This is a genomic window from Spirosoma validum (assembly GCF_014699035.1).
GTDB classification, from domain to species: Bacteria; Bacteroidota; Bacteroidia; order Cytophagales; family Spirosomataceae; genus Spirosoma; species Spirosoma validum.
The window spans coordinates 636,782-662,586 of record NZ_JACXAA010000001.1 but is presented as its reverse complement, the minus strand read 5'-3'; the positions used below and the strand labels follow the sequence as shown (position 1 = coordinate 662,586).

General features: G+C 46.1%; 24 protein-coding genes. 14 read left to right on the top strand and 10 right to left on the bottom strand.

The window, feature by feature from the left end:
• The first annotated feature begins 7 nt into the window (after window positions 1-7).
• From IC230_RS02595 to IC230_RS02565, 7 genes are all read left to right on the top strand, one after another.
• Window positions 8-544: a hypothetical protein gene (locus IC230_RS02595; protein WP_191037399.1), complete on the top strand. Its 537-nt coding sequence runs from the start codon at window positions 8-10 to the stop codon at window positions 542-544.
• Between the two features lie 80 nt (window positions 545-624).
• Entirely contained in the window at window positions 625-2,007 is a 1,383-nt protein-coding gene (locus tag IC230_RS02590) for a M28 family metallopeptidase (RefSeq protein WP_191037398.1), read from the top strand.
• Between the two features lie 95 nt (window positions 2,008-2,102).
• The gene (locus tag IC230_RS02585; RefSeq protein ID WP_191037397.1) at window positions 2,103-2,339 is read left to right on the top strand and encodes a hypothetical protein; all 237 of its coding nucleotides are present in this window, start codon (window positions 2,103-2,105) and stop codon (window positions 2,337-2,339) included.
• Window positions 2,336-2,554 carry a putative toxin-antitoxin system toxin component, PIN family gene (locus tag IC230_RS34740; RefSeq protein WP_191037396.1) on the top strand — a complete coding sequence of 73 codons (219 nt, stop codon included), beginning with the start codon at window positions 2,336-2,338 and terminating at the stop codon, window positions 2,552-2,554. Before IC230_RS02585 ends, IC230_RS34740 begins: the two co-directional genes overlap by 4 nt.
• Entirely contained in the window at window positions 2,500-2,748 is a 249-nt protein-coding gene (locus tag IC230_RS34735; RefSeq protein ID WP_191037846.1) for a putative toxin-antitoxin system toxin component, PIN family, read from the top strand. Before IC230_RS34740 ends, IC230_RS34735 begins: the two co-directional genes overlap by 55 nt.
• 417 nt (window positions 2,749-3,165) lie before the next feature.
• Window positions 3,166-3,621: a putative toxin-antitoxin system toxin component, PIN family gene (locus tag IC230_RS02570; protein WP_223860195.1), complete on the top strand. Its 456-nt coding sequence runs from the start codon at window positions 3,166-3,168 to the stop codon at window positions 3,619-3,621.
• A 230-nt stretch (window positions 3,622-3,851) separates the two neighbouring features.
• Entirely contained in the window at window positions 3,852-4,307 is a 456-nt protein-coding gene (locus IC230_RS02565) for a hypothetical protein (protein WP_191037395.1), read from the top strand.
• A gap of 187 nt (window positions 4,308-4,494) precedes the next feature.
• Here the strand turns inward: IC230_RS02565 and IC230_RS02560 are convergent, their stop codons facing one another.
• Both IC230_RS02560 and IC230_RS02555 read right to left on the bottom strand, forming a co-directional pair.
• Window positions 4,495-7,377: a sialate O-acetylesterase gene (locus tag IC230_RS02560; RefSeq protein ID WP_191037394.1), complete on the bottom strand. Its 2,883-nt coding sequence runs from the start codon at window positions 7,375-7,377 to the stop codon at window positions 4,495-4,497.
• A gap of 53 nt (window positions 7,378-7,430) precedes the next feature.
• The gene (locus IC230_RS02555; protein ID WP_191037393.1) at window positions 7,431-8,141 is read right to left on the bottom strand and encodes a hypothetical protein; all 711 of its coding nucleotides are present in this window, start codon (window positions 8,139-8,141) and stop codon (window positions 7,431-7,433) included.
• 488 nt (window positions 8,142-8,629) lie between these two features.
• On the opposite strand from IC230_RS02555, the gene IC230_RS02550 reads away from it, so the two are divergent.
• The 5 genes from IC230_RS02550 to IC230_RS02530 all read left to right on the top strand — a co-directional run bounded on the left by IC230_RS02550 (window position 8,630) and on the right by IC230_RS02530 (window position 16,134).
• Entirely contained in the window at window positions 8,630-9,802 is a 1,173-nt protein-coding gene (locus IC230_RS02550) for a pyridoxal phosphate-dependent aminotransferase (protein ID WP_191037392.1), read from the top strand.
• A 72-nt stretch (window positions 9,803-9,874) separates the two neighbouring features.
• Complete coding sequence (locus tag IC230_RS02545) at window positions 9,875-11,449, top strand: flavin monoamine oxidase family protein (protein ID WP_191037391.1); 1,575 nt, start codon at window positions 9,875-9,877, stop codon at window positions 11,447-11,449.
• Window positions 11,450-11,483: 34 nt separating this feature from the next.
• On the top strand, window positions 11,484-12,488 hold the full coding sequence (locus IC230_RS02540; RefSeq protein WP_191037390.1) for a Hint domain-containing protein: 1,005 nt from the start codon (window positions 11,484-11,486) through the stop codon (window positions 12,486-12,488).
• 171 nt (window positions 12,489-12,659) lie between these two features.
• Window positions 12,660-13,868 (top strand): acetyl-CoA C-acetyltransferase, encoded by a 1,209-nt coding sequence (locus tag IC230_RS02535; protein WP_191037389.1) that lies wholly within the window; start codon window positions 12,660-12,662, stop codon window positions 13,866-13,868.
• Window positions 13,869-13,983: 115 nt separating this feature from the next.
• Window positions 13,984-16,134: a 3-hydroxyacyl-CoA dehydrogenase NAD-binding domain-containing protein gene (locus IC230_RS02530; RefSeq protein WP_191037388.1), complete on the top strand. Its 2,151-nt coding sequence runs from the start codon at window positions 13,984-13,986 to the stop codon at window positions 16,132-16,134.
• A gap of 109 nt (window positions 16,135-16,243) precedes the next feature.
• On the opposite strand, the gene IC230_RS02525 is transcribed toward IC230_RS02530, so the two are convergent.
• From IC230_RS02525 to IC230_RS02490, 8 genes are all read right to left on the bottom strand, one after another.
• On the bottom strand, window positions 16,244-16,684 hold the full coding sequence (locus tag IC230_RS02525; protein ID WP_191037387.1) for a PBECR3 domain-containing polyvalent protein: 441 nt from the start codon (window positions 16,682-16,684) through the stop codon (window positions 16,244-16,246).
• 80 nt (window positions 16,685-16,764) lie between these two features.
• Entirely contained in the window at window positions 16,765-17,709 is a 945-nt protein-coding gene (locus IC230_RS02520; protein WP_191037386.1) for a sugar ABC transporter substrate-binding protein, read from the bottom strand.
• A gap of 24 nt (window positions 17,710-17,733) precedes the next feature.
• Window positions 17,734-18,717, bottom strand: a complete 984-nt coding sequence (locus IC230_RS02515; protein WP_191037385.1) for an ABC transporter permease — start codon at window positions 18,715-18,717, stop codon at window positions 17,734-17,736.
• 25 nt (window positions 18,718-18,742) lie between these two features.
• Window positions 18,743-20,242, bottom strand: coding sequence for a sugar ABC transporter ATP-binding protein (locus IC230_RS02510; RefSeq protein ID WP_191037384.1), 1,500 nt, complete (start codon window positions 20,240-20,242; stop codon window positions 18,743-18,745).
• Window positions 20,243-20,300: 58 nt separating this feature from the next.
• Window positions 20,301-20,876 (bottom strand): ribonuclease HII, encoded by a 576-nt coding sequence (locus IC230_RS02505; RefSeq protein WP_191037383.1) that lies wholly within the window; start codon window positions 20,874-20,876, stop codon window positions 20,301-20,303.
• A gap of 18 nt (window positions 20,877-20,894) precedes the next feature.
• Window positions 20,895-21,980, bottom strand: coding sequence for a VWA domain-containing protein (locus IC230_RS02500; protein ID WP_191037382.1), 1,086 nt, complete (start codon window positions 21,978-21,980; stop codon window positions 20,895-20,897).
• A gap of 4 nt (window positions 21,981-21,984) precedes the next feature.
• A complete protein-coding gene (locus tag IC230_RS02495; RefSeq protein ID WP_191037381.1) occupies window positions 21,985-22,974 on the bottom strand; it encodes a hypothetical protein in 990 nt (329 codons plus the stop codon).
• Window positions 22,971-23,837, bottom strand: a complete 867-nt coding sequence (locus IC230_RS02490) for a DUF58 domain-containing protein (RefSeq protein WP_191037380.1) — start codon at window positions 23,835-23,837, stop codon at window positions 22,971-22,973. Before IC230_RS02490 ends, IC230_RS02495 begins: the two co-directional genes overlap by 4 nt.
• 188 nt (window positions 23,838-24,025) lie before the next feature.
• Between IC230_RS02490 and IC230_RS02485 the strand changes: the two genes are divergently transcribed.
• The gene (locus tag IC230_RS02485) at window positions 24,026-24,391 is read left to right on the top strand and encodes a DUF4296 domain-containing protein (protein ID WP_191037379.1); all 366 of its coding nucleotides are present in this window, start codon (window positions 24,026-24,028) and stop codon (window positions 24,389-24,391) included.
• Entirely contained in the window at window positions 24,388-25,764 is a 1,377-nt protein-coding gene (gene hemG, locus IC230_RS02480; RefSeq protein WP_191037378.1) for a protoporphyrinogen oxidase, read from the top strand. Before IC230_RS02485 ends, hemG begins: the two co-directional genes overlap by 4 nt.
• Window positions 25,765-25,805: the final 41 nt, after the last annotated feature.

Genomic DNA, 25,805 nt, shown 5'->3' with positions numbered 1-25,805 from the left:
TTTTATTTTGAAGCGATCTATCCTATTTACTTTACTAATAACGGCGATTACGTTGACCGTTCATGCCCAGCGTCGACGCGACGACGATACGTCTCATTACCGAACGGAGCCGATTCCGGCGCATCTGTTACCGATTGAACGGGCGGCTGGTTCGTCGTCGTTAGGGAGTCTTTATTTCTACGGGGGTAAACGTCTCTCATCGCCTTATTCGCTGGAGATACCGTTTTATGAACTGAACGATCCGGAAGTAAGTCATCATTTTCAAACGTTTCGCACCATAACGACCCTTAGTCGTCTGACGGCGCTGGCTCCGTTGGCGTATATTCTGTTAAGCCGTAATCAAAGCAATGGTACGTACTGGACGGTCTATGGAGGCTCTATTGTAGCTACGCTCACGTTCTTTATTATCGGGAATAGCCAGGTCAATAAAGCAGTTACGCGATATAACGAAATGCTTCGGCAACCTCGCATCGGGATGGCCGTTGCACCTGTTCCGCTTACGGGACACGTAGCGTTGGGGGCCGGTGTAACGTGGTCCTTCTGACTTATTGACCTGCTAATAAAAAGCACAAGCCTCGCAACTTGTGCTTTTTTGTTAGCTTCGCCTACTCAATCATCAACTTCATGAAGAAATCCCATTTACTTCTTTCTTTTTGTCTATTCTGCTCACTGTCTACGTTCGCCCAAACCGCTATCGTTAATCGTGATCCGCAAATTGCTGATCTGGTTACGCAAATCTCGGCGGATAGTTTACGGGCGCACATCAATGGCTTGGTTAGCTTCGGTACTCGCCACACACTGAGCGTACCTGCCGATGCAAATGCTCCGGTTGCGAAAAAAGGACTTGGTGCGGCCCGGCAGTGGATTCTGGGCAAGTTCAACCAATACGCGAAGCAATCGGGTGGGCGAATGACGGCAACACTCGACACCTGGACGCTTCAGCCTGATGGTCGGCGGGTCGATAAACCGGCCAACATGGGGAACGTAATGGCTACGCTGAAAGGTACTGATCCGAACGATAACCGTATTTTTATTGTGCAGGGGCACATGGATAGCCGCGTTACGAACGTAATGAATCGCGAATCCGATGCGCCGGGTGCGAATGATGACGGCTCGGGAACGGCGGCTGTGATTGAACTCTGCCGGGTGATGAGCAAATCGTCTTTCCCGGCCACGGTTGTGTTTGTTACGTTAACGGGCGAAGAACAGGGGCTGTTGGGGGCTGAACACCTCTCAGAGCGGGCCGTGAAAGAGAAATGGAACGTAGAAGCGGTGCTGAATAACGATATCATGGGTAGTAACAACAGCAGTGATACGCGTATCATCGACAATACCCGGCTTCGTGTATTCAGTGAAGGGCTACCCGGGAATCTGTTGAAAGACACAACCGGACGTATTGGCCAGATTCGGCAGTTTGGCAACGAGAATGATGGCAAAGCCCGTACACTGGCCCGGTATTTAAAAGAAATCGGCGAACGCTACGTCGAAAATCTGGAAGTGGTCATGGTGTATCGGAACGACCGTTACTTGCGTGGTGGTGATCATACGCCCTACGTACAGCGTGGCTTTGCAGCCGTGCGCCTGACCGAAATGAACGAAAATTACGAACACCAGCACCAGGATTTGCGGACTGAAAACGGGACTGAATATGGCGACTATCCGAAGTTCATGGATTTTGAGTACCTCCGCAAAAACACAGCTGTTAACCTCGCTACGTTGGCTAACCTCGCTAAATCGCCGACAGTGCCGCAGAAAGTAACGGTCGACGTTCGTAACCTGACCAACGCGACGGTGCTTTACTGGCAGGCTCCGCAGGCGGGCAAGGTGAAAGGCTATTACGTATTGATGCGCGAAACGTACTGGCCGTTCTGGCAAAAGAAATTCTATACGACTAAACTAGGCATGACGCTACCTTACTCGAAAGACAATTATTACTTCGCCGTACAGGCCGTTAGTGAGGATGGCAACGAGAGTTTACCCATACTGCCTGTGCCGAATTTGCGGTAAATGGCCTAAGAGAGACTGTGATTTATGGTCAATTTATAAACTTGTCTCACCTTCAGTTATTCGTTAGATTTGGAAAAGTAAGCACGATACGTATCATGGAAACGCTCACTGTAGAAATCAAGACCGCTAAGGCCCGTAAACTCATCGACGACCTGATTGATCTGGGTATTATTTCGTTAAAAACGGACCAATCTACCTGGGTAGACGTATGGAATAAAGTAGAGCGAAAATTGCCCCAGACTGAACCTGACACCACTGAGGATGAAATTATGTCCGAGATCAAAGCGTATCGGCTTGAAAAAAGAATCAAACAGACCAATGAGCCTGTATGAGAATTGTGGTAGATACCAACGATTTTATCAGTGCATTGATTGATAGGAAACACCGTGAAAAGTTAAAAATTATTTTAGAAAGGACTGATATTGAGTTGTTTGCTGATGCTAATCTGCTAACTGAACTTTCTGAAGTAGCATATCGGGATAAGTTCCGGAAATACGTTACTCCTGGCGAAATTGCCTTTTTCTGGAAGCCATTCAGGCACGACTGACGATTATTAACCCGACTACTATTGTTACGGATAGCCCTGACCCTGACGACAATTATTTATTATCGTTGGCTATCGATGCTCAGGCCGAATATCTCATCACCGGCAATAAAAACGATTTACTAGCACTCAGACCGTATCGGGAAATTCAAATTATCCGCCTACAGGCATTTTTAGATAACGTGTTGATGTTCTAAACCAAGCTGGGTATGACATTACCTTACTCGAAAGACAATTATTACTTCGCTGTGCAGGCCGTTAGTGAGGATGGGAATGAAAGTTTACCCATATTGCCTGTGCCGAATTTGCAGTAGCGTTCGATAGTAAATGATTGCTTGCCAGCTCTGACTGGTGATTTTTCTGATTGTTGAACGATGGAGGTGCTGGTTAAGTCAAATTCAATGGGTTTCTCTAAATTTGGTAAAAAAAGAAACGGGTTATGGATATTACCTCAAAAACGCCTTTTTCGAACCTCCAATTGGAACTGCTAAAACTATACGCTCATCAGGTGAGTGAATCGGATCTGGCGAATATCAGAGAGTTGATTGGGCAGTATTTTGCCAAGAGGCTTACTCGGCTAGCTGATGATGCTTGGACGAGAAATAATTGGTCTGATGACGACATGGATCGAATCCTGGACGATCCCAATCAGTAATTGCATGCGCGTCGTTCTGGATACGAATGTTCTGATCGTTTCATTAGCTTCTTATTCGAAGTATTTCCCGATTTACCAGGCACTACTCGATAAGCGCTTCCAGCTGTATGTGAGTAATGAGATAGTAGCTGAATATGAGGAACAGATTGGTAAACGACTGGGCCTTGAACGCACAGATGTCAAGTTCAGGGAATTACTGAATCTGGATAATATACACTTTGTTGACCCTACATACAATTGGCAGCTTATCGAGGCCGATCCCGACGACAATAAATTTGTGGACTGTGCTATTGCTGCCAATGCCGACTGTGTTGTGACGAACGACAGTCACTTCAACGTACTGAAAGATGTTACGTTTCCGCATGTCAGTGTGATAAACATTTCCGATTTCGTGCTGATACTGAGTAAAGTGTAGTGAACCAAATAAAATTTGATTTGGGGTTTTGCTGTGCAGGCCGTTAGTGAGGATGGGAATGAAAGTTTACCCATAATGCCTGTGCCGAATTTACGGTAAAGATTTTTCATGGCTTGCATCAATAAGTTTGGTTTCAGCGTACCAGAAGTGTTGTCTAATTCGTTTTTTTTGTAGTTTACAGTCGTTTTGTTCTGGTTATACTTTGATTTGACTCAATAAATTTAAGAATTATGAAGCGTTACGTATATGCACTCTGTTTACTAGTCTCTTTTTCAGGATTAATTGCTTGTTCGAAAAATAATGATCCTGCTCCTGCTTCACCAATAGTTGGTCGCTGGGAGTTAAATAGAGGCATCGCGAGTAGTTTTCCTGCTTCATTAAGCATCAATGGCGCACCACTGGATCTGTACTACTTGGGGTCAGAAGGTTCGACAATAGATGTTTTTTCTGACAATACTTTTGTCGAGAATTATAAATCTGTTGTTGTAAGTGACCTTGAGGGTACTTGGGATTTCACGAACAATACATTGAATTTAAAGTATAGTAACGGGCAGCAAGACTCGTATACGTACAGTAAAAATAAAAATATTGAAGAAATTGCTCAGGTTACTCCTGGAAATTACACTCTTCCAGTATCGAGTACTGCAACAGTTACTGGTAAGATGCAGTGGGTTTATAGAAAGTAAGCGTTTGGTTCATTGTATAGACAAAAAGGTCGGTGAATACACACCGACCTTTTTTCATAGACTTAAACAAATTTATGTAAGAAATTATTTTAAGCAAATTCTATCACCATCGCAGATCTCATATGTCTCTGCTGGTAATTTAGTAGGCATATTATCATACTTCATAGGTAATATACCTAGTAAGGTTCTATTCTTGGACAATGATCATCTTTGTAACGGTTTTCAGACCGCTTTTCACCTGAACGAGCACATGCTTTAAATTCAAGTTCGAGAGAGTTACTTGCTCAATAACTTGACTGGTTTTACTTATGGATTCGCGCTTTAGTAAAGTATGACCTAGCATATCCGTTACTTGGATTGTGTAATTTTCTCCTTTAGGAAGAGAAAAACTAATTGAAAACTGTCCATCATTAGGGTTAGGATAAGTGGTCAGCTTCAAGTCATTATTTTCAGAAAAATCATCAATAGAGTTATAGCTAATGCGGCCTCCGCTTAAGCTACATCCGTTTGTAAAGTTGATTGAAATCTGATTACCTGATTGAGAAGCCGAACCTGTCACGGTGCGTCCTTGTCGCCCATCGCCAGGGAAGGTATATGTAGCGACTGTATTGGGGCTCATCGTTCCACCGAATATACCTGGTAAGCTTACATTAACCGGTGAATTATCACTACTGGTAAATCTATATTGAAGAACACCAGAGTTACAATCGTAGCTGATAATCTGGAAAGCCAGGCTGCCACCGGTTACTGGTGGATTCGGCGGATTACTTCCTCCTGTACAATTAATGGTCTTAGGGCTACCAGGCATGTCATTGTTTGTACCACAAATACGAACATTGATAGAATGATTCTGACCGTTCTTCCAGGCAGCATCATTTGGAAAAGTAAAGCTGAAACCGTGATAACGAGCAGACGAATTGTTAAAATAGGCAGCCAAGTCTGGACGATCCGTATTAGCAGTAATACCTGCATAAGTCTTGACTCCATCCACATAGATATCAATTGTCACAGGCTGATCGAGGTTAGACCAGTCTAATGCCCATCCCCGTACACTATTGCAGGTGACATCATCGAGAGTTGCCCCTGGATTACTGACTGAACAAGCACTGCTGGGGGGATTGGGTGGATTGCTTCCGCCTGTACAGTTAATGGTTTTTGGACCTCCTGCTATGTAATTATTAGTGCCACAAATGCGAACACTGATGGAATGGTTTTGCCCATTTCTCCAGGAAGCGTCAGTTGGGAAAGTATAACTAAAGCCGTGATAACGAGCTGCTGGGTTATTGAAATAAGATGCCAGGTCCGGTCGGTCCCCATCGGCGGTAATGCCTGCGTAGGTTTTAACACCATCCACATAAATATCAATAGATACAGGTTGATTGAGATTTGCCCAGTCCAATGCCCAGCCCTGCACGCTATTACAGGTCGCATCATCGAGGGTTGCCCCTGGATTATTGACCACACAAGTGCTTGCTGCATTTGCGTTAGGGAAGACTAACCCTCCCAACGTAGTGTTGCCTTGATTGTCTTCAATCAAAACCAATGGATCTATTATATTACCAGGAATAGTCGATCCATAGCCTACAGGTGCATTCAAATCGATATTGCCTCCATTACCATTATACCATATATACCGCGAACCAGTCGGTAAAACTGTAATAACATTTCCATTATCGTCAAGCTGAACAAGGCGAGGCTCTGTTCCTAGCGATTGTGGTATAACAGGATTTGAACTAAGCAGATTAGAGAATTGTAGAGCGCTAAACCAAGAATCAGCCGCTTTCCATATACCGGCTCCGGCTAAGTGGGTTCCATCAGGTGCTCTATCCAAAATTTGATCTATATCAGGACCTCGTTTAGCCCATCCCGAAGTAATGACGTTTTCTTGCCCTTGTCGCACGATTATAGCTGATTGGGCCGATTGGTTACCGTCAGTATATTTAACTCCTCCCAGAGTGGAGGTTTTGCCGACCATCCAGGTGAGATCAGAATTAGGTTTTAAATCCTGCCTTGATTGATTGATAACTTGTATAAGTTTTTGAGCATAGTCATCTGCGGAAGATATTTTTTGGAAATTCCATTCTGATCCTCCACGCAAGGCTTCTGCATCAGTTTCCCCTTGTAGCCACAACACGCTTCTAACTCCATATGTGGAACCATAAAATTTGAGTGCATTCTTCAAAAAACCATAGGGAGCACCAGGAGGATATCTGCCATCGCCTGGCGCACCTGGTCGACCTAATGGTTTAGCGTTGGGATCAGTTGACTCTTGCCAAGATTTAATTGTTGTGCCGCCATAAGCTGCATTAAAAAAGCTGACGGGTACGTTATACGTCTGTGCAATTTTCTCCCCAAGAGATATCCAATACCATAATGAATTTCCTAAAGGAGCAATGCCTGAATTCTGATTGTTATATGCTTCTCTGCCCGCTATCAGTGGAGATAAATATGGTTTTTTTACATTGAAATTTGTTGTTACGGCAACAGAAGTTGGATCGGTAGAAACCAGGTATTTAGCTGCGTCAAACTGATCAGGTTGTATTCTAACTGCATCTAAAAAAGGAGCAGGGTTATTAGCTACGTTATCGTTTAAGTATTGATTCGGCATGCCCTGAGCGTTAGACTGACCAGCAATAATAAATACTTCTCCAACGCCTATTTTCATCGTTCTATTTCTGACAACAGGAATATCGTTTCCTGTTGCTGTAATCGTTAAGTGGTACCATCCCGCGGACAGGTATGTTTCTCCTGAGAAGCTTCGCACACCATCGTTTACACTTAGTGTTGTGATCGGAATCAATACTGGATTTCCTATGTCATTTCCGTATAAGTCTAGTTGCTTGATTGTTGCAGAAATAGTTGTAGAATATAGCATACCTGTCCCTTTAAATGATCCATTTATTTTTATCATCCTGGCGTTGTTAGATCCTCTTTGATAGATACCTCCTGCCACCGGTGAAGATATATTCCACTCAGATTGATTGACTAATTCAGGTTTGAAATGTTGACAGTATGAAAACTGAATAAATGAAAAGCACACAAGAAGTGTAAATAGACAATTTGGCTTCATAGCAAGTTTTTGAAAGGGGGTAAAGAATTATAAACTGTCATTGTAACCAATGATTATTGAGGGCAGATGTAAGTAAATTCTTTGACGATTACTTTATCTGCTTCAAACAAGAATCCAATTAATTCTCCCTGTTTTCCACGGAATGTCTGACGTTTTATGCGTCCCTTCTCATCAAATAAATAATCATAATCACCTATATATGAATCGCCATAGATGCTATCATGACGATCATTTTCAATTACGTAGCGGGTCAATAGATTGCGTGACCCCTTCCCGTAAAAAGTCTGGATAGGCGCTACACCTGCTTTATTTAGGTCATATTGATATCTATAAGTATAAGTTGGGGTAGCGTCGTCACCGCCGAAGGGTTGATCAACCACATTGCCATTGATAACACTAGCGTCGCCAAATGCATATTTTAAACTTGTTAAATAGCCTTCTTTATCATACGTAGCTTTATATGTATCAGGCCGGTGCTCAGCCCACCCCTGACTATTTAAGGCCACAACGTTTGTGGTTGATGTTTTACTTGAGGGAGTGATCGTAGTAGCCCGTATGGTAACAGCTTCTGAAGTATACAGGTAGAGAACCGAGTCGGCTTTTCCGTTCGTATACGTGTTGTATTCAGTTAGTATTCTACCCTGATTGTCATAGCTATACACACTTTTTTGCGTTGTACTCACCACAAATGATTCTCCATTTATGGAGACTTTCTCGGAGTCAATCAGAGGTTGATTAGCTTTAGCTAATTCTTTTACTGTCATGGTCGCAATTAAACAGTTGGATTCAACTGAGGATTTTTCCTGAACCCCACTATTCTTGCATGAACTGGTGAGAATCAATATTCCCCCAAATAGAAACGTCGCTCTGGTAATTCGATAGACTATCATAAATAATAAAACAAATGATTGATAATTCTCGTCAAAAATTGTTTTTTTATATATTATTTACAAGCAGTAAAATACTTTTTTATATATAATTAGTAGATAAATATTTACAAAACATGATCTCTGAATATCTTGTGCTAAATATTATATCGTTTATATTATACTTTTTATTTGGCTATTTATATATTAATAGTTTATAAATTCTGCACTTTCATATTTTATCAAAATAATTTAAAAGTGTTTCTGCATTTATACAGCCTTTTGTTGGCATTAATTCGTACTTTCACAAATCTCTATCTACTAAAAGGTTATAGTTAACTTTACTTTTATTTTATCCTGGATAAATACAAAAAAATCGACTACTCATGTCATCACAACTAACTCGTCGGGACTGGCTTCGTGCCAGTGGCCTCCTGACGGCCGGTCTCGGTCTGAGCCGGTTCACCCCTGCTGAAGCTGCCCGGTCGAACGCGCCTTTTGTTTCGGCGTTTACCAATGAGTTTTCGTTTGCTGATGATCCATTTGCCAAGATGCCAAAACTAAAGGCTCGTTTATTGGCGAATGAGAATCCACTAGGTATTGCGCAGAGTGCCAAAGACGCCATCGTAAAGGCAACAGAAATCGGCAATCGGTATGCCTGGATGGAGTTTGCGCAATTGAAAACGCCAATTGCGGCTGACGAAGGCGTAAAGCCGGAAAATATTATGATGTCGCCGGGTTCGTCGGATGTACTGATGGCTGCGGCTGAGCACTTTGCCAAGGAAGGCGGTACTATTCTGACCAGTGCCATGACCTATGATGATTTGCTCCAGCGTGCTCAGAAGTTTGGCGCAAAAATCAAAGCCATGCCGATGACGAAAGATTTCAAATACGACCTGCCTGCCATTAAGGCCGCTATTACGCCTGATGTGAAGCTGGTCTACATTGTTAATCCGAATAACCCAACCGGCACAATCGTTCCTACGGCCGATCTGGAAGCGTTCTGTCGGGAAATAGCACCCAAAGTGCCCGTCTTTATCGACGAAGCGTATATTGATTTTTACGAACCAGCCGATCGACCCAAATTAGGCAAGCTGGTTGCTGAGGGAATGAATCTGATTCTGGCCCGGACATTCTCGAAAATTCACGGCTTTGCCGGATTACGTTTAGGATACGCGATTGCCCAACCGGACGTACTAAAAACGCTTCATGCCTACACGAACGGCGAATTCGCGGTAAGCATCACAACGTTAATGGCCGGTGTCGCCAGCTATAAAGACATTGATTGGCAAAACCACTGCCGCGCTGAAAACGCCAAAGCACGCACGTATACGACAAAAGCATTGACTGATCTGGGATATGAAGTGATTCCGTCTTCGGCCAATTTCATTTTGTTCCCGATACGTATGAAAACCAAGACGTTTGAAGGGCAGATGTTTGCACAAGGCATTGGTATTCAGACACGCGATTTCAACGGACAACCCTACTGTCGGGTTAGCGTCGGAACGATGGACGAGATGACAATATTTATCGATGGTTTTAAAAAGGTAGTAGGGTAAAAGGAGGAAGGGGGAAAAAGGATTACTGTTGCGTTCCTCTGTTCCCTTTTCTCCCCTTCCTCCCTTCTTTCTATGACGCGACGAGATTTTATCAATTCAACAAGTGCCAGTTATGCCAGTCTGTTGGCCTGGGGAATGTTACCTGCGGCTCCGGCATCGGCTTTAAATTTACCGGCCAATGGACAGAACAAAGATGGTAAAGGCCGAAAAGTAATCATTTTAGGGGCGGGTTTAGCGGGTATGACAGCCGCCTACGAGCTTGGTAAACTAGGTTATGACTGTACCGTACTGGAAGCCCGTGCCCGCTCAGGTGGGCGAGTATGGACGGTCCGTGGTGGCACGCAGGAGAGTGAGATGAACGGAGGGCCAGCACAGACTTGTACGTTCGCTAATGGCCTGTACTTTAACGGTGGCGCTGCTCGAATCCCTCATCATCATCAGATAACGCTTCAGTATTGTCGGGAACTGGGTGTTCCATTGGAGATATTCAACGGAGCGAATGAATCGGCGTATTTGTACAACGACGGCGGAACGGGAGATCTCGCCAACCGACGGATGCGTATCAGCGATTACCACAATGATATGCGCGGCTATACATCCGAATTGCTCGCTAAGGCCCTTGACCAGTCATCGCTTGATCAGCAACTGACTAAAGAAGACGTAGAAAAGCTGATCGATTTTCTTAAAAATGAAGGCGATTTAAATACGGCGCATCTTTACAAGGGTACGAACCGACGCGGCTATAAAAGCAAAAGCGACCCCGGTGCTGGAAATGCTCCCGGTACCATTACCGATCCGTATGGCTTAACCGATCTGCTACGTTCGGGGTTCATGCAACCCGTTTTCTACAACGTAGGTGATTACGCTTATGAGCAGCAAACGACGTTGTTACAGCCGGTAGGAGGGATGGACGCTATTCCGAAAGCACTTGAAAAAAAGCTAGCTGGCAAAATTATCTTCAGTGCACCGGTCACCGAATTACGTAAAACCGAAAATGGTGTTCGGGTGGTTTACCAGAAAGCAGGAAAGTCCGTAGAAGTTACCGGCGAGTTTTGTGTGTGCGCCCTGCCTTTACCTATGCTCAAAAACCTTGAGTCGGATTTGTCGGGAACCGTAAAACGAGCCGCTGACTTTATCCCATACATGAAAACCGGTAAAATTGGACTCCAGTTTAAACGGCGGTTCTGGGAAGAAGATGACGGTATTTACGGGGGGATTTCACGTACCAATATGGATATCAACCAAATCTGGTATCCGTCGTTTGGTCTGCAGGGACCCAAGGGTGTTCTAATCGGCTACTACAATTTTTACAGCCGGGCCGAAGCTGTCGGAGCAATGACCATTCCTGAACGTGAGAAAATGGCAATGACACAAGGCGCTAAAATACACCCTCAGTATCCGGCTGAGTTCGAAAACTCATTCTCGCTAGCCTGGCATCGCATTCCGTTTAGTGGTGGGGGATGGGCTGTTTACGATGACGCGATTCGCAAAAAATACTACCCATCGCTGCTTGAACCCGATGACAACATCTACTTCGCGGGTGAACACACTACGTATCTGACGGCCTGGATGGCAGGTGCCTTCACCTCCGCCCGACGTACCGTGGAATCTATCCACGCCCGCGTGGGCGAATACACAAAAAAATAGTTTTTGATCAATCTGAATAGACACTATCAATCCAATGAAAAACAACCTGCTCTCTCTTGTACTCTTCTTTTGCTGCGCTGTTGCAACGCAGTTTTTTAGCCAGCGAGTCTGGGCGCAAACGGCTGCCGCAACGGGCATGACCGTTGACCAACTTAAGGCTGTCAAAGCCATTAAAATTGCCAATCTCGATAAAGACGCCTACTTTAAATCGGGTGGTTTTATCCTGGATCGTTACGAAGAACGGCCGGCTTATGTATTTACGTACAGCGATGGCATTACCCGAAAAATTTATCTTTATAAAGTGTTTGCTGCAGAGGATACTAAAGATCTTGGCTTGCTGGCTATCTACAAAAACGAGAAGTCGGGTGAAATAAAACCGTTTGTGATTCCTGGCGCATCGGCTGATCGGAAAGCATGGGATGCCTACATCGACGACCTTAAATACATTGGTGAGAAAGAACCCGGTCTGATGTCTACACTCACGTTTGTGCTCTCGCGCGAGATGGCCGGATTACTAGCTGGCGGTGCGGGTACTAAAGCGGACGAAGGAGGTAAGAAAAAAGAAGAATACAACTTTTGCTTTGCGGCTGATGCATCCGTAACGCTGGCTGATGGTAGCTCGAAAACTATTAGCGACGTAACAATGAATGATGTTGTAAAAAGCTATGATGCCCAAACAAAAACGCTCCTGCCAACACACGTAACACGCGTAGATACACACGAAGGCGAGTTCACACTAGCGGGCGTATGGCTGACTGCCGTTAACGAGCTTACTGCCGACAACCGTAGTACGTTAAATGCACCGACTTTCTTCGAAGCGACGGCCAATCACCCCGTTCTAACTGCAACAGGCCGGAAAGCGCTGGGCGATGTGAAAGCGGGAGAAATTCTGTATCGGTACGATGCCTCAATGGGTGGCGCTACGGCTTACAAAGTCGTGCGGACAGAACAAGCCATCCGATCAGTAAAGAAAGTGTACAATCTGGTTACCGAATCCGGCTCGTATTTAGTCGGCGACGTAGTGGTGCTGGACAAGTAGAATCAGAACCTGATTTAGTATCTGAAAGCGGAAGAAATGGCGACGTTTCTTCCGCTTTTTGTTTTCCCGAAGGTAAATATGTTTAGCCTTTAACGGATTGCCCTATTCAACTTTTGCACGTACTTTTGTTCGTAAGCCGTATGCTTGCATACTACTCTTAACAACAAAATCATGGCCGAAGCTTTCATTTATGACGCTGTTCGGACGCCCCGCGGACGAGGAAAAAGCGATGGATCATTGCATGACGTTCAGCCAGTTCAGTTACTGACGAGCGTCCTACGCGAACTTCAAACCCGTAATCAATTCGATACGTCGCTTATTGACGATATTATTATGGGCTGCGTTACACCGATTGGCGAACAGGGTGCTGACATTGCCCGAACGGCTTCTCTTGAAGCGGGTTACGCTGAATCAGTAGCGGGTGTCCAACTGAACAGGTTCTGCTCATCAGGTCTGGAGGCCATCAACATGGCTGGGGCATACGTAATGTCGGGGCAGGTAGACGCCATTGTTGCGGGTGGTGTTGAGTCAATGTCACGGGTTCCGATGGGATCAGATGGAGGAGCATTGTTCATGAATCCACTGATTGTTGCTCGTCATAACATTGTACCGCAAGGTATTTCGGCCGATTTAATTGCGACCAAATACGGGTACTCTCGCCAGGATGTCGATACGTTTGCCGCTGAGTCATATCGTCGTGCTGTAGAAGCACAAGATACGAACCGTTTTCGGCGAACGCTTATGCCGATCAACGATGAACTCGGCGTTACGTTGCTCGACCGCGACGAAGGCGTCCGGCCCGATACAACGGTTGAGAGTTTAGGAAAGCTAAAACCTGCTTTCGAAGCGATAGGGCAAATGGGTTTCGATGCGCTGGCATTGCTCAAATACGCTCAATTCGATAAAATCAACCACGTTCACCATGCCGGTAATTCGTCACAAATTGTTGACGGAGCTGCCGGCATTTTGATCGGTAGTAAAGAGTTTGGTGAAAAAACCGGACTGAAACCCCGCGCCAAAATTAAAGCATTTGCTGTCATCGGATCGGAGCCGACAATTATGCTAACTGGCCCCATTCCGGCTACGCGAAAAGTGCTTAAACGAGCGGGTATGACGGTCGGCGATATTGATTTATTCGAAGTCAACGAAGCTTTTGCCGCCGTTCCATTACTGTTTATGGATGAACTGGGCGTTGATCATAGCTGCCTGAATGTCAACGGTGGTTCGATTGCGTTAGGGCATCCATTAGGTGCAACAGGCGCTATTCTTTCCGCTACGTTGCTTGACGAACTGGAGCGTACGGACAAGCAAGTTGGCCTTGTAACGCTTTGCGTTGGGGGCGGTATGGGTATTGCTACGATTTTTGAGCGGGTAAATTAATAATGAATTTGAAAGATTAACTACAAAGGCACGGAGAACACAGAGACATAATGTTGTCATCTTAAATCTCTGTGTTCTCCGTGCCTTTGTGGTTAAATTGATTTATAGTCTTACCATGCTAAACTACACTATTGACCAGAACGTAGCAATCATTTCGTGGGCGATGACATCGTCTCCGATGAACGTACTAAACGACGAGTCGATCCCGGAATTTGAAGCAGCTTTGCAACGCGCCTACGCGGATGAGTCGGTAAAAGGCGTCATCATTACGTCGGCTAAACCCGAATTTGTCGCCGGTGCTGACCTGAAGATGATTCTGCGGAACAATGATAAAGAGCCGACCGAAATGCTGAACGTGTCATCAGAGCTAAATCGTATTTTCCGTAGCATTGAAACATCAGGTAAGCCGACGGTTGCCGCTATGAACGGTACGGCTTTGGGTGGTGGCTATGAGATCTGCCTGGCCTGCCATCAACGTATTGCGCTGAATAATCCGAAAACGCTGATTGGTTTAGTTGAAGTTACGATTGGTTTGTTGCCCGGCGCTGGCGGAACGCAGCGACTACCGCGAATGCTCGGTATTCAAGCCGCATTGCCCTTGATTCTGGAAGGCAAAAAAGTCGGTGTTCAGGAAGCGAAGAGGCTCGGTATGATCGATGACATTGCCGATAGCCCCGAAGAGATGATGATGAAAGCGCGTGCCTGGATCGACGCCAATCCAAAACCGTTGCAGCCCTGGGACGAACTAGATCGGAAAACGGGTAAAATCGTTGGGAAGGAGAATTTCAACGTACCGGGGGGCAATGTGCAGAGTAGTGTTGGCGCAAAAACGTTTGGTGCGGGAACGGCCATGCTGATGGAGAAAACCAAAGGCAATTATCCGGCCCCAATCGAAATTATGGCCTGTGTCTACGAAGGGTTACAGGTCAATATTGATCGGGCGTTGGTAATCGAAGCACGCCATTTTGTGAATGTTGCTACGTCGAAAGTGGCTAAGAATTTGATTCAGACGATGTTTCTGGGCCTGAACGAAGCCAACAAAGGCATTAGTCGCCCGAAAGACGTAGCGAAAACCGACGTAAAAAAACTGGGTATTCTGGGTGCAGGCATGATGGGTGCTGGAATCGCCTACGTATCGGCGCAGGCAGGTATTGAGGTGGTTTTGAAAGACGTATCGGTTGAAGCCGCTGAGAAAGGAAAGGAGTACTCACGCACATTGCTTCAGAAAGGTGTTGAGCGTGGAAAAGTCGATCCGCAGAAAGTAGATGGTCTGCTGAATCTGATCACGCCAACCGCCGATGTTCAGGATTTACAGCACTGCGACTTGATCATCGAGGCTGTTTTTGAAAATCGGGACCTTAAAGCGCAGGTGACTCAGGAAGCCGAACCAAGGCTGGTTGAGAATGGCGTGTTTGGCTCGAATACGTCTACGTTGCCGATTAGTGGTCTGGCGCAGGCATCGGCCAAACCCGAAAACTTCATTGGCATCCATTTCTTCTCGCCGGTTGATAAAATGGGGCTCGTGGAGATCATTTTGGGCAAACAAACCTCCGATTATGCGCTGGCTGTGGCGATTGATTACGTCCGTAAGATTCGTAAAACGCCGATTGTCGTCAACGATTCGCGAGGGTTCTACACATCACGATGCTTTAGTACGTACACGGCGGAAGGCATGGAACTAGTGAAAGAAGGTGTCAATCCGGTACTGATCGAAAACGGCGGAAAGAACGCGGGTATGCCTGTTGGGCCATTGGCGGTAACGGATGAAGTGGCTCTGGATTTAGTTTATAAGATTTCCAGTCAGGGTGTTAATGACGGAGTTGTGAGCCAGGATGACACCAGTTATCAAATGGCTAAGCAGTTTGTTGAGCTGGGTCGTCTAGGAAAAAAAGCCAAAGCGGGATTTTATGAGTACCCAGCCGATGCACCGAAACATCTCTGGCCCGGCCTGCGGGACTTATTCCCTTTATCAGTCAACCAGCCGACCCTTGACGAAGTAAAAACACGTCTGTTGTATCGACAGGCTATCGAAGCGGTACGTTGTTTTGAAGAAAACGTAGTGCGCACCAAACTAGATGCTGATCTTGGGTCTATTCTGGGCTGGGGATTCCCAGCGTACACCGGTGGTGCCCTATCGTTTGTGGATTTTGTAGGTATTGATACGTTCGTAAAAACCTGTGATCGATTGGCTGATACGTATGGAGAGCGATTTCGTCCAACGAAAAAATTACGGGAGCTAGTTGAGATTAGTAAGCTAACTGTGTAGAACTTTTTTTGCCAGGTTTTTGTCCCTAACACAGACAAAAACGTTTTGGACGTGAGAGAGGGGGTTCCATACGGAAATGCACCTGCTCGTTGTCTAAAAAGGAATCGGGTTAATCCTGGTTCCTTTTTATTTTTATAATACGCATACTATTCAGAGCCAGTTGCTTCCGACCATTTCGGACTTCTTTCAAAATGATATAGCGGTCGCCAATACGCTTTTGAAACTGTATAACCTCTCGCCCAATACGATTTTTGCCATCATAGAAAACAACATCAGAATCATTAATAATTTGGTAAATTAGTTCAAAATCATCGGTAGTAATAGCTTTTTGGCCACGTGCTTCTTTTTTCTGTGGATTTCCATGGCTTTTCATAATATGCCTGATAGCGTAAGTGTCAATCGTAAACATATAGTTGGTTAAGTCGATACCACATTCGATGACTACCTGTTGTACAATAGAATCAGGTACGGTGCCGAGAATGATTTGTTTATTTTCAGGGAGCGATTGTCTTAAGGATTCTTTGATAAATTCTGATAGGCCTTCTTGCATAGGATTTTGACACATATTAGTCCGCCAGGTTACGCGTGGTCGGTAACCGTCGTGCCGTGTCCTTTCCTATTGAGCTAATACTACTGAAATTTTGCCAGATTTTCTTTCGTAACCAGCTGAAACGGAATCAGTGTTTCTTTATCGTAAGGCTGACCTTTGGCTAGTTTAATGGCGGTTTCAATGGCTTTGGCGCCTTGTTGCTGAGCGTTCTGGAAAACAGTAGCGTCCAGTTCACCTTTTTTTACAGCTTGCAGCGCATCGGGAATGGCATCGATACTCACGACAATCACTTTGCTTTTGAGACCGGCCGCCGTTAACGCTTTGACCGCTCCCATCCCCATTTCATCATTCTGGGCAAAAACAGCGTTAACCTGTGAGCCATACGATTGAATCCAGTTTTCCATCAGCGACATAGCCTTGGCCCGATCCCACTCGGCCGTTTGCTGGGCAATCAATTTCAGACCTGGGTATTCTTTGAGGATTTCTTTCGCGCCCTGTTCGCGTTTTAGCTGAGCGGCCTGACCCATATAGCCCTGCATCATCAGAATGTTTCCCTTGCCGCCTAACTTCTCGGCAATATATCTCAATGCAATTTTGGCGGACTCTACGTCATCGGAACCGACAAAAGCCGATGGTTTGGCGCTGGTTTCAGAGTTAACGTTGATAATCGGGATTTTGGCAGCAAGCGCTTTTGTAACAGCGGGTGAACTGGCTTCCACCTCGCAGGGATTCATAATGATGACGTCCACTTTTTGCGCGATAAAGCTTTCTACCTGTTCAATCTGTTTGAGCGCCGACCGCTCCGCATCGACAGTGATTAGCTCAACGCCTAATTCCTTTGCCTTTTTCTCCATTTCGTCGTGGACGTTGACGATGAACTCATTCTGCATACTCAGCATAGTAGCACCAACAACAAGTTTTTGCCCATCGCCTGCCTGGTCTTTATCTGAAGAGGTTGATTGTGAACAGGCTCCCAGGAGAACAGAAGCAAAGAAACACAATCCGATTTGACGTATTGATTTCATCTGGAAATAATAAACGGTTATTACTTATTTTTTTTTATGCTGTAAGCTGTCCAGTACGACGGCACCAATGATGATAATCCCCATCACAACTTCCTGATAATAAGACGTTACGTTGAGTAGGTCCAGACCATTGCTGATCACGCCAATCAGTAATGCACCGATTAGAGCGCCCGCCATCGTCCCGGTGCCGCCCGACGTACTGGTTCCGCCGATAATAGCAGCGGCAATGGCATCCAGTTCAAAACCGGCTCCGGCGTTTGGCTGGCCAGTTGTGATACGTGAGGTAAGCAAAATACCCGCTAGTCCAGCCAGTCCACCGCAGAGCGTATAAACCACCATTTTAATTTTGTTCAGCGGAATCCCTGACGCTCGGGCCGCCTGTTCGTTACCGCCGATCGCATACATGTACCGACCAAGTATGGTTTTGTTTAACAGTATGGCGCAGAGCACAAATAGGATGATCAGAATAAAAATGGGCATCGGCACGCCGAATAATTGCCCTCCGCCGATAAAATTGAATGAGTCAGACAGGTTTGAGATGGGGCGTCCCTTACTTAAAATCAGGGCTAGTCCACGTCCAATGGTCATGGTTCCTAATGTAACAATGAAAGGCGGTACGTTGCTCCGGGTAATGACAAAGCCATTAAAAGCGCCGATTGCTAGCCCCGCCAGCAAACCCATACCGATAGGGACGGCTACCGGATAGGTATCCGGATGAGCAAATGAAGCGGCTACAACACCCGTAACAGCGACCATCGACCCCAGCGATAGATCGATTCCGCCGGTGATGATGACGAACGTAACGCCAAAGGCCAGCAACGCATTGATTGAGACTTGCGTGACAACAATCATTAAGTTTCCCCAGCTCAGGAAGTTGCGCGTGGTGAGCGATAGCGCCAGACAAATTAAGGCAAAAGCGACAAAAATTCCGTACTGACCAAGGCCTTTGATGCGCAGGTTCGGCGAACCTCCAACCAGATCAACATACGTATTACTCGTGTTTTTCATGCAGATAAAAGAAGGTGGGTTATCGTTAGTTTGGCATGGCGTAGCGTAAAATCATTTCCTGCGAAGCTTCTGCTTTGTCAAGTAAAGCAGTTTGCTTCCCCTTTTCCAGAACCAGTATCCGATCGCTCAGACCGATCAGTTCCGGAAGTTCAGACGAGATGACGATAATTGCTACGCCATCGGCGGCCAGTTGTCGAATGAGTTTATAGATTTCAAACTTCGCCCCTACATCGATGCCACGCGTAGGTTCGTCGAGAATAATGAGTGACGGCGACGCCAGAAGGACTTTCCCAATCACAACCTTCTGCTGATTACCGCCACTCAGTTGCGCTATTTTTTGATCTGGCCCCGCCGTTTTGATACGTAGTTCCCGGATCATTTTATGGGCTGATTCGGTCTCACGTTTAGCATCAATGAACGTACCGTTTGCATGAGCAGGTAAGCTGGCCAGCGTAAGGTTATGCTTTATGGAAAGTTCGGGAATAAAGCCCCAGCCTTTTCGATCATCGCTTACGTAACCGATTCCCGTACGAATCGCCTGTTGGGGCGACGTAATATCGATACGTTGACCCTTGACATAAATCTCACCACTCTCTGGACGGTCTAAGCCGAAAATAGCCCGCGCCAGTTCGGTTCTGCCAGCCCCCATCAAGCCACCAATGCCCAGAATTTCGCCTTCATGAACCGTAAAGCTGATATTGGAAAAGGCATCTTGCCGGGTGAGGTTTTCGATACGTAGCACTTCACGTCCAGCTTGAGAAGACGCTTCTGGAAAAAGATTGTTAATCTCTCGACCCACCATTAAATTAATCAGCGAATGGGTATCAAGTTCATTGGCTGGATACGTTCCAATGTAATTCCCGTCTCGCAGCACTGTGATTGTATCGGCCAACTGACGGATCTCCTCCATTTTGTGGGAGATGTAAATGATGGCTACACCTTTCTGCTTCAACTCGTCAATGAGTTTGAAAAGAACGTCGACCTCTTTGTAAGAAAGCGCCGAAGTCGGTTCATCCATAATCAGAACCTGCGCATTGTTCGAGATCGCTTTGGCAATCTCGACCATCTGTTGCTCAGCTACGCTCAAGTTTTTCATTTTGGCGCGGACATTGATCGTCGCACCCATATGGTTCAATAGCTTTTCTGCTTGCTGGTTAATGCTACGATTGTCGAGCCAGCCGGGAAGCCAATGAGTTAATTCGCGTCCGAGAAAGATATTCTGCGCGACGGTTAACTCGGGAACGGCCAGAATTTCCTGATGAATCATCGAAATACCGCTACGTTGTGCTTCCCGGACGGTTTTGTTTGCTAAAAGCGTGCCACTGAGACTGATTTCGCCGGAATCTGGCGTTTCGAGACCCGATAAAATCTTCATGAACGTCGATTTACCCGCGCCATTTTCACCCATAAGCGCGTGAACCTCGCCTTTTCGAAGATCTAGTTGAACATCGTTCAGTGCTTTTATGCCCGCAAAAGTTTTGGTTAGGTTACGTACCTGAAGAATATAATCCTGATTTGAGGTCATGAGCAGCGATTCATCATAACCTCAAAGCAAAAAAAGCCCGGAAACTCCTCAGACTGCCCTAAATCAGCCGAAAACTCATTCGGTGGTACTTCGTCGGGCCGAACTGTCGGATGGCTTCGCGATGAACGGGAGTCGGGTAACCAACGTTCTTTGCCCAACCGTAAGCTGGATATTCTAAACCCAGTCGTTCCATCAGATCGTCACGGTACGTCTTGGCCAATACGGACGCAGCGGCTATCGCCAGAAAATGCGCATCGCCTTTAATAATACAGGTATGTGGAATCATCGGGTAGGGTACGAAACGATTTCCGTCTACCAATAGATGTTCGGGCTTGATCGCTAAAGCGTCGATGGCGCGGTGCATTGCCAGGAAGCTGGCTTTCAATATATTAATCAGGTCAATGTCCTCGTGCGATACTTCGGCCACAGCCCAGGCCAGCGCATCTCGCTCAATATCAATACGTAACGTTTCCCGTTGGATACGGGAGAGTTGTTTGGAGTCGTTTAGAATCGGATGGGTATAGTCTTTGGGCAGAATAACAGCAGCCGCCACAACGGGACCTGCCAGACAACCCCGCCCAACTTCGTCTAAGCCTGCTTCAATGGCGTCGGCGTTGTAATACGACTTTAACATAACGGAATGGTTGGGTTATCAATCTTCCAGAACATTGCCGAAAATCGTGTTTTTCAGGAATAAAGCAAAAAGCAAAAAGCAGATGCCCCAATAAAGGTAAATCCGGTAATAGTCCTGAACGTCTTCGTAAATCTGAACCCGAACGGGCGACTTTTCTAACTTACTGATCTGGGCAAATACAGCTCGTAGTCGCCGGGTATCCGTGGCCCGGAAGAAACTGCCATTACCGATGGTCGCAATTGTTTTCAGAATACCTTCATCGACGGTAGCCGCTTTCGAAGCCGACGTAACGGCGCGGCCAACCGCAATGGTGTAGAGCCGAATGTTAAACAACTTGGCTAACCGGGCCGCTGTAACAGGATCGAGATTACCGGCCGTATTGTCGCCGTCACTCAACAGAATAATGATCTTGCTACGTCCCTTTTTCCATTCCTCTGCCTCTTTCTGGGTGGTGTCGGCTAGGGATACTGTCTGATTCCGCATTCGGTTAATGCAGCGGGCTAGTGCATCACCGATGGCTGTGCCCGACGTACGTATCATCTGATCATTGAGGTCGCTGAGGTATTGTTTGACTAAGCCATAATCGGTGGTGAGTGGGCATAGTGAAAACGCTTCGCCAGCAAAAATAACCAGGCCAATGCGATCGTTCTGGCGACCATTTACGAAGGTTTGCGCCACGCGCCGGGCGGCTGCCAGACGCGTAGGAGGAAGGTCCGTTTCGCTCATTGACGCCGATACGTCTATTGCCAGCATAATATCGATTCCTTCCGATTGCTCATCGCGCTGCTCACGTACAATCTGCGGTCTGGCCAGAGCAACCAGAACCAGACTAACCCCTAGAAACATACTTACTGGCAACAGGTAACGCAATGAGCTAAGCAGTGAATGAGTCGTCTGGTCACGAAGTTCCCTGCTGCGTGTGCGAGATGAAGCAAGTGGATCAAGAGATATATTTAAGCGTTGCTGCGCATTTCGATGCAGATAGTGACGTACTAAAAATAACAGAAGCACCGCTGGAATCAGTACTAGAGCCAGCGGATTAGCTATATGGAACTGATTCCACTGCGTTGGGCTGAACCAATGAAGAGAGTACCAGGGTTCCATACGATTAGGAGAAAGAAGAGGTTTCAGCCGAATCAGGCTGCTGAATGCTATCTGTTAACTGGTTAACCGAACCTTGTAATCGAGTTCGGCTGCGATGGTATATCTGTGTAGCAACGTCTCGCAAGGTCCATAATGCAGGCTGCGATTGAGGTGAAAATGTACCCCCGTAAATCATCCGATCCGTTTCCCGTAAAGCATCGGTAACACGTTGATCATTTATTCGCTCGGCCAGTTCGGGTGTTGTTAGCGCAACGTAGGGCTGTCGGTCGAGTCGTTCCAAATAGGTTTTCCACAAAACAACGGCCTGATTAGCGGTTTCCGAAGCTGTGAACGAATTAAGTCGCTGGCTAAGTTGATTATAGTTTCGTAGAAAGCGAATGTGACGTCGATTGAGTTGATACAATCGCCATTGACGTCGGATAATTCGTCCAAATAATCCATACAACAGAGCGGCAAGAGCACTAACGAGCAGCAGACCTTTTGCCAGTGCTGTATAATTAAACTGCTGCTGTAAAGGCGCTAGTTCAGTTTCTGTCGCCAGTGTAAGCGGCTCGTCATGAGTTGAATCGAGTTGTACAGATGGGAGTTTTGAACGCAAAAACACAGTGTCAGTTTGTGACCACAAAGCCGTACAGTCGACGTCGTTAATGATTCGGATAGGCACACGTAGCAACTGCATTGAATCTGTTTCGAAAGACACTAACGTATACACAGCACTATCGCGACTGATAGCAGTAATGCCATTTCCTGTTGTTTGCGTTGCATATACGTCTATTTTCTGAACCCGATACGGTAGGAAATTAGTAGCTGTATCTGGAAACAGTACGTCGACCTGGGATGGATGCCGATACATTAACGAATACAGAAATGGCCGACCAATCTCAACACTATCGGTCAAAAAATGACCGTCTATTGTCGACTTCACCGGCTGCTGCGCCCAGCTCGGTATAGTTAAAAGCCAGAAGGCCAGAAGTTTACAACGGAATAGTTTCATTGATACTTTCTTACCCGAAACAATTCGACAAGTTTTGGCACAAAGTCTTCCTGCGAGTCGATGGCGAGGTAGTTGGCGTTAAATTGCTTACACAGCCGCTCTAACCGTGACTGATTCTGACGAAAGGTATCGTGTAGGCGGCTGCGAAACGAAGCGGAAGACGTATTGACCCACACAGTCCGACCCGTTTCGGTATCATGAACAGGAATGATACCCAATTTGGGTAGTTTTATTTCGCGCTGATCGTACAGATGGAGAACGACCAGATCATGCTTTCTGGCTAAAGCCCTGAGATTATGCTCGTAGCTCTGGTCAATAAAATCAGACAGCAAGATCACGACGCTACGTCGTTTCAGTACGTTGAGCGTAAAGAGCAGGGCATCGGCAATATTTGTGCGACCTGATTCGGGCTGTAATTTATAAAGGCTCATAATGAGCTGATAGCCCGTTTTCAGACCATCGGCCGGTTTGATGTACTTTTCTTTTTGATCAGAAAAACAATACATCCCCACATGATTAGCCTCCCGAATTGCCGACAGCGCCAACACGCCACACACTTCTTTGGTTGCTTCCAGCTTATCGCGGTAGTGTGGCCCAACCTGTTGTGAGGCACTGACATCAACGACAAAAAAAACGGTCTGGTCTTTCTCTTCCCGGAATACTTTCACGAACGTACCGTGTCCTTTCGACGATACGTTCCAGTCAATAGCCCGTACGTCATCTCCATACTGATACGTTCTCAAGTCGCTGAATTCCAGTCCTGTACCTTTGAATATTGACCGAAAACTACCGCGCATCTGCGAGTTAACTGCCTTACGGATACGAATATCGAAATTGCGGAGTCGGGCTAAGAATTCGTCCATACAAGTACACTGTTTTAACGTAACGTACGAAGCAACAGTAAAAATTACAGAAGCAGTAAAACAAAAATACAATACTGGCTACGACAATGCATGATTATGGTCAATCCGCCGTTAGTCTTAACCTATTTTAACGGCCAATTCCGAACTTTGCCGATGCCGATTAACTTACACAGTTAACCGATGAGTTTATGCAGAAACAATTTTGTTTGTGGAGCCTGCTCGTTAGCCTTTGGCTGGCAGCGGCCTGTACGGCTCCCGAAGATCAACGACCGGATAACCTGATTGAAGAAGATCGGATGGCGGCTATTCTAACGGAAGTCCATATTGCCGAATCGCGTGTCAGTCGATTGAATTTACGTTCGATCGATTCGTCGAATATTGTTTATAAGCATTTGGAACGCCAGATTTTCAAAAAATTCGCTGTCGATACAGCAACGTATCGAAAGAGTTACATCTTTTATTCGTCTCACCCCGCCGATATGGAAGCGATCTACAAGAAAGTTACCCAAAAGCTGACGAGTAGAACAGATACGACAAAAAAAGCAAAATCATGACGGTTGGTATTATTGGAGCAGGTATTTCGGGCCTGACAGTAGCCTACGAACTCCAGAAGCGCGGTGTCGATTATCAGCTTTGGGAAGCCGCTGATCGGCCAGGAGGGTATATCCAGTCAAGGCGCGACCAGAGTAATAACCAGCCTGCTGATGCAACGGGCCAGTATCTACGGGAGCTGGGTCCTAACTCGCTTCTGGGCGATGCAGACCTGCTTTTCTGGCTTGACGAGTTGGGACTCACACCCGACATCTTATTTAGCAAACCCGTTAGTAAAGCGCGCTACATTTTCCGTAATGGGCGCTATCAGAAGCTACCATCTGGGCCTATCTCGCTTTTATTCGGAGGCTTTTTTAGCTGGAAAACCAAACTGGCTATCCTTCGCGAACGTAACAACAAAACGTTGTCGCCACAAGCCGAGTCCACACAAGGCGAAACGCTGGCCCAGTTTTTCCGGCGTCGTTTTTCCGATGAAATTGTTGAGTATGCTCTTGGGCCGTTCGTGGCGGGAATTTACGCCGGTGATCCTGAACAATTGCTGGTTTCCGAAACGTTTCCGGTATTGCTCCAGTACGAAAAGGAATATGGTTCGGTGTTACGTGGATTAATAAAAAATCAATCGGCAACGGGTCGCCGTCATTCGTTTAGTTTTCGTGAGGGGATGCAGATGCTCCCTGACGCTTTGGCAGCTAAACTGACCGGTCTCTCGCTGAATGATCCTGTCCAACGCATTCAAAAAAGCACTGATGGCTGGCGTGTGGAGAGTCGATCAGGCATAAAAACGGTTGATCAGTTGGTGATAACTACACCTACAAACGTAGCGGCTAAGCTAACCGGATCGATTTATCCCGAATTGGCAAGTAAACTGAGTCAAATTGCTTATCCGCCCATGACGGCCGTTCATTCGGTCTATAAACGAACCGATGTTCAGCATCCACTTGATGGATTTGGCGGTTTAAATCCAAAAATTGAAGGTCGGTTTTCCAGTGGGCACATTTGGAGTAGCTCGGTGTTTGACGGGCGATGTCCGGAAGATGAAGTACTTTTCACTACGTTTGTGGGAGGAGAAGCTAATCCTGACAATGCTCGCTTGCCTGATGAGGACGTGTTTAGTCGCGTTCATCAGGAACTGGTTGAGGGATTTGGTGTTAAAGCGAGTAAGCCTGTTTTTCGTGCTATTCAGCGATGGGAGTATGCCATTCCGCAATACAATGCCCATATTACAGCTGTCAAACGCCCGGTTCAGACAGTGGAAGTGGATAGTCTGTACGTATGCGCGAACTGGTACGGAGGGGTATCACTCTCAGATTGTATTCGTAAGGCTCAGAAACTGGCTGAGAAGTTGACGGAAAAATCAGCCGTTAACAATTTTTAATGATTATTTTGTGCAAAAAATGCACGTTCTTTAGTTATATA

What these genes read in the sequence shown, in the direction of transcription:
- IC230_RS02495 (WP_191037381.1), bottom strand. Translation starts at nt 22,974, where the DNA reads ATGAAACTATTCCGTTGTAAACTTCTGGCCTTCTGGCTTTTAACTATA.
- IC230_RS02555 (WP_191037393.1), bottom strand. Translation starts at nt 8,141, where the DNA reads ATGACAGTAAAAGAATTAGCTAAAGCTAATCAACCTCTGATTGACTCC.
- IC230_RS02585 (WP_191037397.1), top strand. Translation starts at nt 2,103, where the DNA reads ATGGAAACGCTCACTGTAGAAATCAAGACCGCTAAGGCCCGTAAACTC.
- IC230_RS02500 (WP_191037382.1), bottom strand. Translation starts at nt 21,980, where the DNA reads ATGGAACCCTGGTACTCTCTTCATTGGTTCAGCCCAACGCAGTGGAAT.
- IC230_RS02490 (WP_191037380.1), bottom strand. Translation starts at nt 23,837, where the DNA reads ATGGACGAATTCTTAGCCCGACTCCGCAATTTCGATATTCGTATCCGT.
- IC230_RS02485 (WP_191037379.1), top strand. Translation starts at nt 24,026, where the DNA reads ATGCAGAAACAATTTTGTTTGTGGAGCCTGCTCGTTAGCCTTTGGCTG.
- IC230_RS02545 (WP_191037391.1), top strand. Translation starts at nt 9,875, where the DNA reads ATGACGCGACGAGATTTTATCAATTCAACAAGTGCCAGTTATGCCAGT.
- IC230_RS02565 (WP_191037395.1), top strand. Translation starts at nt 3,852, where the DNA reads ATGAAGCGTTACGTATATGCACTCTGTTTACTAGTCTCTTTTTCAGGA.
- IC230_RS02590 (WP_191037398.1), top strand. Translation starts at nt 625, where the DNA reads ATGAAGAAATCCCATTTACTTCTTTCTTTTTGTCTATTCTGCTCACTG.
- IC230_RS02515 (WP_191037385.1), bottom strand. Translation starts at nt 18,717, where the DNA reads ATGAAAAACACGAGTAATACGTATGTTGATCTGGTTGGAGGTTCGCCG.
- IC230_RS02520 (WP_191037386.1), bottom strand. Translation starts at nt 17,709, where the DNA reads ATGAAATCAATACGTCAAATCGGATTGTGTTTCTTTGCTTCTGTTCTC.
- IC230_RS02505 (WP_191037383.1), bottom strand. Translation starts at nt 20,876, where the DNA reads ATGTTAAAGTCGTATTACAACGCCGACGCCATTGAAGCAGGCTTAGAC.
- IC230_RS02510 (WP_191037384.1), bottom strand. Translation starts at nt 20,242, where the DNA reads ATGACCTCAAATCAGGATTATATTCTTCAGGTACGTAACCTAACCAAA.
- IC230_RS34740 (WP_191037396.1), top strand. Translation starts at nt 2,336, where the DNA reads ATGAGAATTGTGGTAGATACCAACGATTTTATCAGTGCATTGATTGAT.
- IC230_RS02525 (WP_191037387.1), bottom strand. Translation starts at nt 16,684, where the DNA reads ATGCAAGAAGGCCTATCAGAATTTATCAAAGAATCCTTAAGACAATCG.
- IC230_RS02530 (WP_191037388.1), top strand. Translation starts at nt 13,984, where the DNA reads ATGCTAAACTACACTATTGACCAGAACGTAGCAATCATTTCGTGGGCG.
- IC230_RS02535 (WP_191037389.1), top strand. Translation starts at nt 12,660, where the DNA reads ATGGCCGAAGCTTTCATTTATGACGCTGTTCGGACGCCCCGCGGACGA.
- IC230_RS02560 (WP_191037394.1), bottom strand. Translation starts at nt 7,377, where the DNA reads ATGAAGCCAAATTGTCTATTTACACTTCTTGTGTGCTTTTCATTTATT.
- IC230_RS02550 (WP_191037392.1), top strand. Translation starts at nt 8,630, where the DNA reads ATGTCATCACAACTAACTCGTCGGGACTGGCTTCGTGCCAGTGGCCTC.
- IC230_RS02570 (WP_223860195.1), top strand. Translation starts at nt 3,166, where the DNA reads ATGACGACATGGATCGAATCCTGGACGATCCCAATCAGTAATTGCATG.
- hemG (WP_191037378.1), top strand. Translation starts at nt 24,388, where the DNA reads ATGACGGTTGGTATTATTGGAGCAGGTATTTCGGGCCTGACAGTAGCC.
- IC230_RS02540 (WP_191037390.1), top strand. Translation starts at nt 11,484, where the DNA reads ATGAAAAACAACCTGCTCTCTCTTGTACTCTTCTTTTGCTGCGCTGTT.